The sequence below is a fragment of the Microbacterium xanthum genome (genome assembly GCF_034531355.1).
GTDB lineage: Bacteria > Actinomycetota > Actinomycetes > Actinomycetales > Microbacteriaceae > Microbacterium > Microbacterium xanthum.
Genome location: NZ_JAWHUE010000001.1, coordinates 614,776 through 628,502, shown reverse-complemented (window position 1 = coordinate 628,502; position 13,727 = coordinate 614,776). Strand labels below are relative to the sequence as shown.

At 69.0% G+C, this 13,727-nt stretch carries 12 protein-coding genes; 9 read left to right on the top strand and 3 right to left on the bottom strand.

What is annotated here, in order from left to right; all coding sequences use genetic code 11:
• The first annotated feature begins 33 nt into the window (after positions 1-33).
• Both RZO50_RS02965 and lysS read left to right on the top strand, forming a co-directional pair.
• A complete protein-coding gene (locus RZO50_RS02965; RefSeq protein WP_322598206.1) occupies positions 34-879 on the top strand; it encodes a 4-phosphopantoate--beta-alanine ligase in 846 nt (281 codons plus the stop codon).
• Between the two features lie 66 nt (positions 880-945).
• Complete coding sequence (gene lysS, locus RZO50_RS02960) at positions 946-2,496, top strand: lysine--tRNA ligase (protein ID WP_322598205.1); 1,551 nt, start codon at positions 946-948, stop codon at positions 2,494-2,496.
• Here lysS and RZO50_RS02955 read toward each other — a convergent pair.
• Positions 2,489-3,670 carry a DUF4192 family protein gene (locus RZO50_RS02955; RefSeq protein WP_322598204.1) on the bottom strand — a complete coding sequence of 394 codons (1,182 nt, stop codon included), beginning with the start codon at positions 3,668-3,670 and terminating at the stop codon, positions 2,489-2,491. The genes lysS and RZO50_RS02955 overlap by 8 nt on opposite strands.
• Positions 3,671-3,808: 138 nt before the next feature.
• On the opposite strand from RZO50_RS02955, the gene RZO50_RS02950 reads away from it, so the two are divergent.
• The 7 genes from RZO50_RS02950 (at position 3,809) to RZO50_RS02920 (ending at position 11,158) form a co-directional block, all read left to right on the top strand.
• Positions 3,809-4,003 (top strand): hypothetical protein, encoded by a 195-nt coding sequence (locus tag RZO50_RS02950; protein ID WP_322598203.1) that lies wholly within the window; start codon positions 3,809-3,811, stop codon positions 4,001-4,003.
• Positions 4,004-4,117: 114 nt separating this feature from the next.
• On the top strand, positions 4,118-5,551 hold the full coding sequence (gene cls, locus RZO50_RS02945) for a cardiolipin synthase (RefSeq protein WP_322598732.1): 1,434 nt from the start codon (positions 4,118-4,120) through the stop codon (positions 5,549-5,551).
• A gap of 86 nt (positions 5,552-5,637) precedes the next feature.
• Positions 5,638-6,369, top strand: a complete 732-nt coding sequence (locus RZO50_RS02940; protein ID WP_322598202.1) for a hypothetical protein — start codon at positions 5,638-5,640, stop codon at positions 6,367-6,369.
• A gap of 238 nt (positions 6,370-6,607) precedes the next feature.
• The gene (locus RZO50_RS02935; RefSeq protein WP_322598201.1) at positions 6,608-9,133 is read left to right on the top strand and encodes an ATP-dependent Clp protease ATP-binding subunit; all 2,526 of its coding nucleotides are present in this window, start codon (positions 6,608-6,610) and stop codon (positions 9,131-9,133) included.
• A gap of 106 nt (positions 9,134-9,239) precedes the next feature.
• Entirely contained in the window at positions 9,240-9,749 is a 510-nt protein-coding gene (locus RZO50_RS02930; RefSeq protein ID WP_322598200.1) for an amino-acid N-acetyltransferase, read from the top strand.
• 52 nt (positions 9,750-9,801) lie between these two features.
• Positions 9,802-10,479, top strand: a complete 678-nt coding sequence (locus RZO50_RS02925; protein ID WP_322598199.1) for a hypothetical protein — start codon at positions 9,802-9,804, stop codon at positions 10,477-10,479.
• Positions 10,480-10,747: 268 nt separating this feature from the next.
• Positions 10,748-11,158 (top strand): dehydrogenase, encoded by a 411-nt coding sequence (locus RZO50_RS02920; protein ID WP_322598198.1) that lies wholly within the window; start codon positions 10,748-10,750, stop codon positions 11,156-11,158.
• A gap of 18 nt (positions 11,159-11,176) precedes the next feature.
• On the opposite strand, the gene radA is transcribed toward RZO50_RS02920, so the two are convergent.
• The gene (gene radA, locus RZO50_RS02915; protein WP_322598197.1) at positions 11,177-12,544 is read right to left on the bottom strand and encodes a DNA repair protein RadA; all 1,368 of its coding nucleotides are present in this window, start codon (positions 12,542-12,544) and stop codon (positions 11,177-11,179) included.
• A 61-nt stretch (positions 12,545-12,605) separates the two neighbouring features.
• A complete protein-coding gene (locus tag RZO50_RS02910) occupies positions 12,606-13,724 on the bottom strand; it encodes an acyl-CoA dehydrogenase family protein (protein WP_322598196.1) in 1,119 nt (372 codons plus the stop codon).
• Positions 13,725-13,727 lie beyond the last annotated feature (3 nt).

The following is a 13,727-nucleotide window of genomic DNA, read 5'->3' as shown; positions in this document are numbered from 1 at the left end:
GCTGAGGGCCGCCCGGCTCGATACGATCGTCGGATGATCAGCACCACCGCGGGCCTGCGCGCCCGACTCGCAGAACTGCGAGCGGACGCCCCCGACTCGACGGTCGCCCTCATCTCCACCATCGGCGCGCTGCACGACGGCCACCGCGACCTCATCCGAGCCGCGCGTGATGCCGCTGACCTCGTGGTCGTTTCGATGTTCCTGAACCCGCTCCGGTTCCGGACCGCCGCGGACGCACAGGCGTATCCACGCACCCCCGAGGCCGACCTCGCGATGCTCGCCGACCTCGAGGTCGACGTCGCCTTCGCGCCCCAGGCCGGGGAGATGTTCGCCGACCTGTCGTCGACGACCAAGATCTCCGCGGGTGACCTCGGCCTGCGGTACGAGGGTCGCTCGCGCCCCGCCTACTTCGACGGGTTGCTGACCGTCGAAGCCAAGCTGTTCTCCCTCGTGCGTCCGGATGTGGCCGTCTATGGTCTGCGCGACCGCCAGCGCGTCTTCCTGGTGGAGCGCATGATCCGAGACTTCTTCTTCGACATCGATGTGGTCACCGTCGACATCGCCCGCGACGGCGGCGGGCTGCCGGTGTCCTCGCGCGTGGCTCTTCTTGACGATGCCGATCTCGCGGCGGCCGCGAAGCTGCCGGTCGCGCTCGAGGCCGCCGCCGCGAACGCCGACCGCGGGGTCGACGCGTGCATCGCCGCCGCCCAGGGGGCGCTCATGGGAGAGCCGCGTATCCGTCTGGATTACCTCAACGTGGTCGACCCGGCGACGTTCCTTCCCGTCGACGAGGGACACGCGGGCCCTGCCCTCGCGCTGATCGCCGCGATCGTCGGCGGTCACCGATTCATCGACAACACCGAGATCTACATCGGCTGAGCGGCTCCGGCGGGTCCGCGCGCCGCGGCTAGACTGGGCCGCGACTTTCGCGAGGAGCCCCCCGATATGACCGACACGTCCGCCGCGCCCGACAACGCGGCCGAAGCGACCGCCGACGACACCTTCGAGCAGCGGGCGGTTCGCCTGGCCAAGCGGGAGCGCCTGATCGCCGAGCGCGAGGACGCCGCCGGCGGTGCCTACCCGGTGAGTGTTCCCGTCACCGACACCATCCCGGCGCTGCGGGAGCGATACGGCGACCTCGAGGCGGGTGCCGAGACCGGCGTGATCGCGGCGGTCGCCGGCCGGGTCGTGTTCAGCCGCAACACGGGCAAGCTCTGCTTCGCCTCGCTGCAGTCCGGTGACGGCAGCCGCATCCAGGCAATGGTCTCGCTCGCGAATGTCGGCGACGCCTCGCTCGCGGCGTGGAAAGAGCTCGTCGACCTCGGTGATCACGTGTTCGTCTCGGGCGAGGTGATCTCCTCGCGTCGCGGCGAGCTGTCGATCATGGTCACGGAGTGGCGCATCGCCTCGAAGGCCGTGCTTCCGCTGCCGAACCTCCACAGCGACCTCAGCGAGGAGAGTCGTGTGCGCAGCCGCTTCCTCGACCTCATCGTGCGCGATCAGGCACGCGAGACGGTCTTGGCGCGCGCGAAGGTGAACCAGAGCCTTCGGCGCACCTTCACCGAGCGCGGCTTCGTCGAAGTCGAGACCCCGATGCTGCAGGTGCAGCACGGCGGCGCCTCCGCGCGCCCGTTCGTGACCCACTCCAATGCGTTCGACGCGGAACTGTACCTGCGCATCGCGCCGGAGCTCTTCCTCAAGCGGGCCGTGGTCGGTGGAATCGATCGCGTGTACGAGATCAACCGCAACTTCCGCAACGAGGGTGCAGACTCCACGCACAGTCCCGAGTTCGCGATGCTCGAAGCCTACGAGGCCTACAGCGACTACAACGGGATCGCCGATCTGACGCAGACCCTGATCCAGGACGCTGCGGTCGCGGTCGCCGGTTCGACCGAGGTCACGTGGGCCGACGGCACCGTGTACGACCTCGGCGGCCAGTGGGACCGCATCTCGATGTACGACTCGCTCAACGAGGCGCTCGCCGCGGCATGGACCGACGGTGACGCGCCGCTCATCGACCCGCAGACCCCGTTGGCGCAGCTGGTCGAGATCGCCGAGCGCTTCGAGGTCGAGGTCCCGGCGCACGCCATCCCGGGGAAGCTGGTCGAGGAGCTCTGGGAGCACTTCGTCAAGGGAAGCCTGGAGCGTCCGACCTTCGTCATGGACTTCCCCCTCGACACCAGCCCGTTGGTGCGCGAGCACCGCACGATCCCGGGCGTGGTCGAGAAATGGGACCTGTACGTACGCGGCTTCGAACTGGCGACCGGGTACTCGGAGCTCATCGACCCCGTCATCCAGCGGGAGCGGTTCACCGAGCAGGCGAAGCTGGCGGCGAAGGGCGACGTCGAGGCGATGCGGATCGACGACGAGTTCCTCCGCGCCCTCGAGCACGGCATGCCCCCCTCGGGGGGGATGGGGATGGGGATCGACCGACTCCTCATGGCGATCACCGGCCTCGGTATCCGCGAGACGATCCTCTTCCCGCTCGTCAAGTAGCCGCATCCTGCCCCTCGCGCTCTCCTCGATCGTCGCCGCCCCGTCCGCGGTGGGATCGCGGCGTCCGGAACGCCCACGCCGGTAGGTGGCCCGCGCCGGCCATGGACAGCACGATGCCGGCCAACCCGTGATCGGGTTCGACCGCGAATGCCATTTCGGCGAACATGCCGGCGTGCGTGGAGCGGCCGAGCGCCCACGACAACCAGGCGCAGGCCGCCAACGGGCCCGCGCGATGTTCCCGAGGCGCCGCTGCGGCCGCGCGGCGCGACGCCGCCAACGCACGGAGCAATCGCTCGGCGTCGGGGGAGGCACCCTCACCCCACATCCGCTCCGCGATCTCCGGAGGGTACGCCTCGCCGTTCTCCCACCGCGCCTGGGCGTCCAGCGCTTCGTCGCCGTCGTGCACCGTGCCGCACCACTGCACGAGGGCGACGTCGCGCAGGGCCGGTCGTGACAGGCACCATGCCAGCAGCGCGAGGTCGAACGCCGACTCGGTGTCCGCCTCGGCCGCCACGACCTCCTCGAACAGACCGGGCACGTCGTCCAGGGCCGCGATGGCCGCCACGGCCTGGGGATCGATCCGTTCCGCCGACGAGTCGGGGGACTCGCCGAAGACGGTGCGGATCGCCCTGTCGAGCTGTCCCAGCGCGCGCGCCACCCGCTCCTTCGTCGCGAGGTCGACGGTCGGAAGGCTCGCGCCGGCGTTCTGATCGCCGGATGGAGCGGGGATGTGCGACATCGACGCCGCGCCCGCCTCGATGCGCTCGAGGTCCCAGCCGGTGTCGGGGCACTGCGGGTCGAAGAGCGAGCCCCACCCGTCCGTCGCGACGCACAGCGCATCCATCATCCGCAATCCCGCAGCGTCCGCTCGCGTCGACAGCGCCTCCAGGAGTGCGCGATGGGGCATACTGCCGTCGTAGGGGGCGTCGGTGTAGACCACCGCGGCGAATCCGTCCGCGTCGGGCAGGCGGCAGACCATCCCGAGGAAGGTCGCGGCACACCGGTCGGTCTCCTCCGCATCCGCGCCGACGGGAAGGTCGATGCGCATGACGCCGGCGGTTCGCGTGCCGATGAAGGGCACCAGGACGATGCTCTCGCTCGGCCGGAAGCCGGCCAGGCGGGGCACGAGGGCGAGGAACTCTGCCGCGTCGGCGGCCTTCACGATCGAGGTCATGGGACGAGGTTCGCGTCCGTTCGCCCGCCCCGGGCGGTCGGCGGAGCATGCGGTGGACGCCGCGGTTTGTCCACAGGGGTGTCGCGGAGGAGTGCGCGTTCCCAGCGAACGCGGCGACCGGACGCGTATCCTGGCCTGATGGAAGACTTCTGGCTCGCCGCCGCGTGGGCGATCCTGCCCACCCTCGTGGTCAGCTTCCTGTTCTTCTGGGTGATCCGCAGCATGATCCGCGCCGACCGCAACGAACGACGCGCCTATGCCCGGCTGGAGGCCAAGGAGCGCGCCCGACGAGGCCTGCCCCCCGCAGCAGATGCCCCCGCATCCGGAAACTGACCGCACGTCCCGATAGCCTGGGTCGAGCGCCCGCACGCCCGGTGGGCCAGTCAGGGGGACGCCGCAGTGGCCGAAGATGTCGTCACGTTCACGTTCGACCCGCCCAGCTGGTGGGTGGTGACGCTCTTCGTCATCGATCTCGCGATCCGCATCACCGCCATCATCGTGATCCCGCGCAACCGCCGTCCCACCTCCGCGCTGGCGTGGCTGCTGGCGATCTACTTCATCCCGTTCGTCGGCGTGCTGCTGTTCCTCATCATCGGCAACCCGCGGTTGCCGCGTAAGCGCCGCAAGCTGCAGGACGACATCAACGCCTACATCCGCGAGTCCAGCGAGGCGCTCGACTTCGGCAGCCTCCGCCCGAACGCCCCCGAGTGGTTCACCTCGCTGGTCACGCTCAACCGCAACCTGGGCGCGATGCCCCTGTCGGGCGACAACGAGGCGCACCTCATCTCCGACTACCAGGAGAGCCTCGACACGATGGCCGAGGCGGTGCGCACCGCCGAGCGCTACGTGCACGTCGAGTTCTACATCCTCCAGGCCGATGATGCGACCGACAACCTCTTCCGAGCCCTCGAAGAGGCCTGCGCGCGGGGCATCACCGTCCGCGTGCTGCTGGATCACTGGGCCAACCGCGGCAAGCCCTTCTACAAGCGCACCCTGAAGCGCCTCGACGAGATGGGGGCGGACTGGAAGCTCATGCTGCCGGTGCAGCCACTGAAGGGCAAGTACCAGCGACCCGACCTGCGCAACCACCGCAAGCTCCTCGTCGTGGACGGTCTCGTGGCGTTCATGGGGTCGCAGAACGTCACCGACTCGACCTACAACCTCAAGAAGAACATCCGCCGCGGCCTGCACTGGGTCGACCTCATGGTGCGCCTGGAAGGGCCGGTGGTCGCCTCGATCAACGCCGTGTTCCTCTCGGACTGGTACGCCGAGACGCAAGAGGTGCTCTACGCCGAGACCGATCTCGACGAACTGAAAGCGGGCCCAGGCGACCTCGATTGCCAGATCATCCCGTCGGGGCCGGGCTTCCGCTTCGAGAACAACCTGCGTCTGTTCGCCGCGCTCATGTACGCCGCTCAACACAAGCTGATCATCGTCAGCCCCTACTTCGTGCCCGACGAGGCGATGCTGTTGGCGATCACGAGCGCGTGCCACCGTGGCGTCGAGGTGCAGCTGTTCGTCTCCGAAGAGGGTGACCAGGCGATGGTCTACCACGCGCAGCGCAGCTACTACGAAGTGCTGTTGAAGGCGGGCGTGAAGATCTGGATGTACCGCAAACCGTTCATCCTCCATTCGAAGTCGATGACCGTCGACGACGAGGTCGCGGTGATCGGCTCGAGCAACATGGACATGCGGTCGTTCGGATTGAACATGGAGATCTCGATGCTGGTGCGCGGTGAGGAGTTCATCACCGAGATGCGCGAAGTCGAAGCCGAGTATCGATCACTCAGTCGCGAGCTCACGCTGGACGAGTGGGAGAAGCAACCCTTGCGCTCCACCGTGCTCGACAATCTCGCGCGGCTCACGTCCGCTCTGCAGTGACCGACGACGTTCCCGAGGCGTGATTCGTTACGTCGCCGTGATCGGACGTGTCGCGGGCGTTCAGTCGGAGAGAGCATGATGACGTCATGCCTCGTCCTCGCCTCCTCTCGGCCGCGCTCGCGCTGGCCGCCTCGTCCCTCCTGATCTCCGGATGCGCGATGAATGCGACGCCGACCGTCACACCCGTGCCGCTGCCGTCGACGGAGACGCCGGGCGGGGGCGACTCCGAGGTCCACGCCGCGTGGCTCGATGACGGCAGCGCGGTCGGCATCCTCACCTTCGGCAGCTCCTCGTGCCTTCCCACGGTGAGTGCGGCCGACGTCGTCGACGGTGTCCTCACCGTGGAGCTGACCGACCCGGACGGTGTCGCCTGCACGCGCGACCTGGTCGCGCGGGGCAGCTATGTTCCGCTGCCCGAGGGTGTGGACCCGAGCGAGGACCTCGATGTCGTCGTGACCGGGTCTTTCTCCGGCCAGGCTGAGATCGCGGGCGACCCCGACCTCGCGGGGAAGGGTGGCGGGCTCGCCGAGGGGGCGCCGAGCGCGGGCTGGGCCGACGACGCCGTCTTCCTTCTGCTCACCTGGGGCTCCTCGACCTGCCCGCCCCTGATCTCGAGTGCCGTCGCATCCACCCCCACCGAAGTGACGGTGACCGTCGACCCCCTCCCCGCAGACCAGGTGTGCACGGCCGACTTCGGGCCCCGGGTATCGGTGGTGGCGGTGGACGGGCTCGGCGACGACGAGGACGAGCGGGTCGAAGCCGTCCTCGCCGGTGACGAGTTCGACGCGTTGCGCATTCCCATCGCTGGTCATCGCTGACGCCCACAGTCGACGCCCGCTGCGCGGTGCTTCGCCTGCCGCTCCTTGCCGCTTCTCCCGGGTCGGTGGCCTCTCGATGTCGCTGCCGGCGCCGATGGCGACATCCGATGACAGGTGAATCACGGGCGCGTCGCGATATGCCCCTGGCGAACAGCGGCCCGACCGATGCCGCCGCTGGCTAACCTCGATGTATCGCGCAGCAGTGCGACCTGCACCCCAAGCGCCGAGGGAGTGAACGATGTTCGAGAGATTCACCGACCGTGCCCGCCGCGTGGTTGTGCTCGCCCAAGAAGAGGCGAAGATGCTCAACCACAACTACATCGGCACCGAGCACATCCTGCTCGGGCTGATCCACGAGGGGGAAGGCGTCGCCGCGAAGGCGCTGGAATCCCTCGGCATCTCGCTCGACGCCGTGCGCGAGCAGGTGCAGGACATCATCGGCCAGGGGCAGCAGCAGCCCACCGGCCACATCCCCTTCACGCCGCGTGCCAAGAAGGTCCTCGAGCTCAGCCTGCGTGAAGCACTGCAGCTCGGCCACAACTACATCGGCACCGAGCACATCCTCCTCGGCCTCATCCGTGAGGGAGAGGGTGTCGCCGCCCAGGTGCTCGTCAAGCTCGGAGCCGACCTGAACAAGGTCCGCCAGCAGGTCATCCAGCTGCTCTCGGGATACCAGGGCAAGGAGCCGGCCGGCGTCGCCGCCGGCGGTGGCGAGCAGGCGCAGTCGGGGGCCCAGGGCGGCTCGCAGGTGCTCGACCAGTTCGGTCGCAACCTGACCCAGGCCGCGCGAGACAACAAGCTCGACCCGGTGATCGGACGCGAGAAGGAGATCGAGCGGGTCATGCAGATCCTCTCGCGCCGCTCCAAGAACAACCCCGTCCTCATCGGCGAGCCCGGCGTGGGCAAGACCGCCGTCGTCGAGGGACTGGCCCAGGCGATCGTCAAGGGCGAGGTGCCCGAGACGCTCAAGGACAAGCAGGTCTACTCGCTCGACCTCGGTTCGCTCATCGCCGGCTCGCGCTACCGCGGAGACTTCGAGGAGCGCCTGAAGAAGGTCACGAAGGAGATCCGCACGCGCGGCGACATCATCGTCTTCATCGACGAGATCCACACCCTCGTGGGTGCCGGAGCCGCGGAGGGCGCGATCGACGCGGCCAGCATCCTCAAGCCGCTGCTGGCTCGAGGCGAGCTGCAGACGATCGGCGCCACGACGCTCGACGAGTACCGCAAGCATTTCGAGAAGGATGCGGCGCTGGAGCGTCGCTTCCAGCCCATCCAGGTCAACGAGCCGGCGCTGCCGCACGCGATCAACATCCTCAAGGGGCTGCGCGACCGGTACGAGGCTCACCACAAGGTGCAGATCACCGACGGTGCCATCGTCGCGGCGGCGAACCTCGCCGACCGCTACATCGCCGACCGGTTCCTGCCCGACAAGGCCATCGATCTGATCGACGAGGCCGGCGCGCGCCTGCGCCTGTCGATCCTGTCGAGCCCGCCGGAGCTCCGGGAGTTCGACGAGAAGATCGCCAAGGTCCGGGAGGACAAGGAAGCGGCGAGCGAGGAGCAGGACTTCGAGAAGGCCGCGGCGCTGCGCGACGAGGAGAAGTCCCTGCTCGCCGAGCGGCTTCGCCTCGAGAAGCAGTGGCGCTCGGGTGACGTCGCGTCGCACGCGGTGGTCGACGAGGGTCTGATCGCCGAAGTACTCGCTCAGGCCACCGGCATCCCGGTGTTCAAGCTCACCGAAGAGGAGTCCAGCCGGCTGGTCTTCATGGAGAAGGCGCTGCACCAGCGCGTCATCGGCCAGGAAGAGGCCATCGCTGCGCTGTCCAAGACGATCCGCCGTCAGCGTGCGGGCCTGAAGGACCCCAAGCGCCCGTCGGGGTCGTTCATCTTCGCCGGTCCGACCGGCGTCGGAAAGACCGAGCTCGCCAAGGCTCTGGCCGAGTTCCTCTTCGACGACGAGGGTGCGCTGATCTCCCTGGACATGTCGGAGTTCGGTGAGAAGCACACCGTCTCGCGCCTGTTCGGGGCCCCTCCCGGGTTCGTCGGCTTCGAAGAGGGCGGCCAGCTCACCGAAAAGGTGCGCCGCAAGCCGTTCTCGGTCGTGCTCTTCGACGAGATCGAGAAGGCGCACCCGGACATCTTCAACTCGCTGCTGCAGATCCTCGAAGAGGGGCGCCTCACCGACGGCCAGGGACGCATCGTCGACTTCAAGAACACGGTCATCATCATGACCACCAACCTCGGTTCGCAGGCGATCGCCGGTGGCCCGGTCGGGTTCCAGGTCGAAGGTGACACCTCGACGACGTACGACCGGATGAAGGGCAAGGTCAACGAGGAGCTGAAGCGCCACTTCAAGCCCGAGTTCCTGAACCGTGTCGACGACATCATCGTGTTCCCGCAGCTGAACCGCGACGAGCTGATCCAGATCGTCGACCTGTTCACCAAGCGTCTCAGCGAGCGGCTGCTCGACCGTGACATGACGATCGAGCTGTCGCGTCCGGCGAAGGAGCGTCTGATCGAGGTCGGCTTCGACCCGGCGCTGGGTGCGCGACCGCTGCGTCGCGCGATGCAGCACGAGATCGAGGATCGCCTCAGCGAGAAGATCCTGCACGGCGAGCTCAACCCCGGCGATCACGTGAAGGTCGATGCCGAGAACGGCGTCTTCCTCTTCGAGCACGGTCCCCGCGGGGAAAAGGTCTCGGTGGGCGTCGGCACCGCCGGTGAGATCACGGCCACTCCCGACATCGCCGCTTCGAGCTGAGTCGGTTCACCTGACGGGCGGATGCCCGCCGACGCCCCGGATTCCGGGAGCGCGGCGGGCATCCGCTCTTCTGTGTGGGCGGCGAGGCGCCGCGTATGGTGGTGTGATGGCCGATTTCGTCGTGCGCCCCGCCCGAACCCGCGATGTGCGGCCCATCCAGGCCATGCTCGAGCCTTACGTCCAGCAGCGCATCCTGCTCGGGAAAGACCTCGTGGTGCTCTACGAAGCGGTGCAGCAGTTCGTCGTCGCCGAGGATGCGAACGGCGAGCTGATCGGATGCGGGGCGCTGCACGTGATGTGGGAGGAGCTCGGCGAGGTGCGCACGCTGATCGTCTCGGACGCCTGGTTGCACAAGGGCGTCGGGACGGCCATCGTCGAAGCACTCGAAGAGCAGGCACGCGAGCTCGGCCTCACGCGTCTGTTCTGCTTGACGTTCGAGGTGGAGTTCTTCTCGCGTCGCGGGTTCGAGACGATCGGCGAGCAGGTCGTGGACCCCGATGTCTACTCGCAGCTCATCCGGAGTCCCGACGAGGGAGTCGCCGAGTTCCTCGACCTCGCCCACGTCAAGCCGAACACCCTGGGCAACACTCGGATGCTCAAGAACCTCCGCGCGTGATGAGCGGCGCGCCCACAGGGTGCGCGAAGGACGCGTGCGTACGCTGGAACCCATGAGCGGCGACACCCCGCGCAGGCGGCGACACTCTCCGGCGGTCTACCGCCGTCGGCGGCTGGTCGTGCTGCTGGTGTTCCTGATCGTCGTCGCGGGTGCGGTGTGGCTGTTCATCGCGCAGCCCTGGCAGGCGTGGGCCTCCGACGACACCCCGCACCCGACGGCCGCGGCCGGCAGTGCGACACCGAGCCCCACGCCGAGTGCGAGCGCGAGTGCGAGTGCTGCGCCGGAGGCGTCTGCTGAACCCGAGGGGACGGAGACGCCGACCGCGACGCCCTGCGTCGCGCGCGATCTCACGGTCGAGGCCGTCACCGACAAGGGAGAGTACGCGGCGGGCGAGAACCCCCTGCTGTCGATCCGTCTGACCAACGATGGCGCGGACTGCACGCTCAACGTCGGCACCGCGGCGCAGACCTTCACGATCACGAGCGGGTCGGACGTGTGGTGGCGCTCGACCGACTGCCAGAGCGAGCCCAGCGACATGCTCGTGCTCCTCGAGGCGGGACAGACGGTCGAGAGCGCGAATCCCGTCGAGTGGGATCGGACGCGCTCCTCGGTGGACACCTGCTCGGATGCCGGGCGTCCCGGTGCGCCTGGCGGCGGTGCGTCGTATTATCTCGACGTGGAGATCGGCGGCGTCTCGTCCAGCGAGCCGGCGTACTTCCTGCTCTTCTGATCGATCGGCCACGCGGACTGATATATCGCCCTGTCCCCCGAAAAGGGGACAGATACCGTTTTGTACTCGGGTTAGACTGGACCCGCTTCGGTGTACGCCTGGAACTGTCCCCAGCAGCTGATCCTTCCCAGTGGATCACCCAGCGGCCCACGAAGCTTGCTCCGGCCTCGGCCGTGAGCGTGACGTGGGGCCGAGTCGATCCCCCAGTTCGCCTCGTCCCCACGTCCCCCCTCTGATCTCCGGATCACGTGCCGATTAGGCTGGGGCGATGGCGTCACGCAAGAAGCGCTCGAAGAAGTCCCCCTCCGTCGATTTCCGCAACACGCAGCTGTCGGATGCGCTGCAGACCCAGGACATGGCGGCGGTCGCGTTCGCTTTGCGCCATGGGCCGACGGTGGTGCCGCTGATGACCGTCGGAGACCGGGACAACCCGCTCGATGTCGGTGAGGTCTGGACCTACCGCGACGCCAAGACCGGTGACGTCGCCCTCTTGCTGTTCAGCGACGCGGCCCACAAGCCGGAGAGCCTGCCGGCCGGAGTCGCCCTGCAGTCCCCGCAGTGGCTTCGCGCGTTTCTCGCCGCACACCAGGCCGAGATCACGACGGTATTCCTCGACATCGCTGGACCGCATCCCCTGCAGGCGACTCCCGCCGATCTCCTCGCGGCGCTTGAGGCCTGATCACCTCGCCGCACGCGTTCAGAAGTCCGGGCGCGGCTCCGCCGCGGCGGGTGCGGCGAAGCGTTCCATCGCCCGCAGCGCGGTGGCCACGGTGCGCTGCTCGGCGTCGACGACGGCGCTGTAGCCCAGGCGCGCCGCTTCGGTGCGCCGTTGACCGGCCTGCGTGACGGGGCGGATCTCTCCCGCCAGGGTGAGCTCGCCGATCGCGGCGGTGCCGCGGGCCAGAGCGCGATCGCGGAGCGAGTTCGCGATCGCGACCGCGATGGCCAGGTCGGCGGCGGGCTCGACGAGGCGCACTCCTCCCACGGTGGAGACGTACACGTCGTGTTGCGACAGCGGGAGTCGTGCGCGCTTCTCGAGGACGGCGAGGATCATCGCCACGCGGGCGCCATCGACGCCGTTGACGACGCGACGTGGATTCGGCGCCGACGTCTCGATGGTGAGGGCCTGCACTTCGACGGGGAGAGCGCGGCGGCCCTCCAACGCGATCGTGACGCAGGTCCCCGGGACCGGGTCGCCGTGCCCGAGGAACAGGGCGCTCGGGTCGGGGACTTCGGCGATGCCGTCGCCGGTCATGTCGAAACACCCGACCTCATCGGTCGGGCCGAAGCGGTTCTTCAGGGCGCGTACGAACCGCAGGGACGTCTGACGGTCCCCTTCGAAGTGACAGACCACGTCGACGAGGTGCTCGAGCACGCGGGGACCGGCGATCGAGCCGTCCTTGGTCACGTGCCCGACGATGATGACGGGAAGGTTCCGCTCTTTGGCGACGCGGATGAGGGTCGATGCGACCTCGCGGACCTGCGAGGGGTGCCCGGCCATGCCGTCGCTCAGGGCCGAGGCGACCGTCTGCACCGAATCGACGATGAGCAGGTCCGGTCGGACGTCGTCGATGTGGCCGAGGATCGTCGCGAGGTCCGTCTCGCTCGCGAGGTAGAGGTCCTCGTGCAACGCGCCGGTTCGCTCGGCCCGCAGCCGCACCTGGGCGGTGGATTCCTCCCCGCTGGCGTACAGCACACGACCGCCTGCCCGCGCAGACTGGGCGGCGACCTCGAGCAGCAGCGTGGACTTGCCCACCCCGGGCTCACCGGAGAGCAGGATCGCGGCGCCGGGGACGACACCTCCGCCGAGCACGCGGTCGAACTCCGCGACTCCCGACGTGCGGCGCGGGGTGTCGCGGGTGTCGACATCGGTGATGGGTCGCGCGGCACGGGCTGCAGAGGGGGTGACCGCGGCGATCGAACGGACGATGCCGGTCTGCTCGGCCGCCTCGACGACGGTTCCCCACTGCTGGCACTCGCCACAGCGTCCGACCCACTTGATGGTCGTCCATCCGCACTCGGTGCAGCGGTACGGGGCTGTCTGGGTCGTGCGCTTGCTGGCCATCACCGACAGGCTACGCGGCCCCTGCGACATCGGACGGTCAGGCCGTACCGGGACGGGGAGGTCACCCCATCGCGTCGAGCACGGCGGCGCCGACGAGCTCCTGGCTGAAGGGCACCGAGTACGCCATCAGCGCGCCGGCTTGGGCGTCCCGCACGATGCGCTGGATCGGCGAGCGCACCAGGAAGGCGCCCCCACCGCCGACGCGCAGCGCCAGCGCCGCGGCGGCCTTGGCGACCTCGTTGGCGAGCATCTTCGTCTCGGTCGCCGCCGGCATCGCCTGGGGATCTTCCGCATCGGCGAGCCAGGCGGTGCGCTCGGCCATGAGCATCGCGGCGGTGACCTGCGCCCACACCATCGCCGTCTCCTGCTTGACCCACTGCTGGTCGGCGAGGACGGTGCCGCCCTTCGCGCGGTGCGCGGTCGTGGCGAGGGCATCCAGTGCGGCCTCGGCGATTCCGAGGGAGATGAAGGCGAACCCGACCGTGATGAGGTTGGCGTAGGTGGCCGGGGGCGGACCGCATCGGCGCGCGGCGGTCAGCGCCGTCCCCTCGAAGACGATCGTCCGGCTCCGGGTCGCGCGCATGCCCATGGTCTCGTCGATCGGAGGGAAGGAGACGGTGTCGTCGACGCTCACGCCGAAGAACCCGGGCGCGCCGTCGACGCGGGCGTTCAGGAACAGGTGGTCGGCCGCCTCCGAACCCGACACGAAGAGCTTCCGTCCGGTCAGGCTCCACCCGTCGGCGGTGGGGGTCGCATCCTGCTGCGAGGCCAGGAAGTGGTTGCCGCCGGCAGGCTCGCTGAGGGCGTTGGAGAAACGCCTGCCGGCACGCAGCTCGGCGGCGAAGTGGGCCGCGGCCTCCGGTGGTGCGGTGGTCACGAGCGCGTGCGCGGCGCCGATGTGCATCAGCCACACGGTCGCCACCGCGGGGTGCGAGCGGGCGAGGATGCGCACGACCTGCCCGAGGGTCGCGTAGGAGAGCGCCTCGCCGCCGTGTTCGCGGGGCAGGAACGCTGCATCCAGACCGCTGTCGCTGAGCGCGCGAAGGTGTTCGATCGGCAACCGGGCGGCGATGTCATCGTCGGCCGCCGTCTCGGCGAAGCGTGTCGCGAGCGTCGTCACGGTGTCGATCCAGTGCTGCTCGTCGGCGGGGATGGCCACGGGGGAGGGGCGGGTGAGCATCGG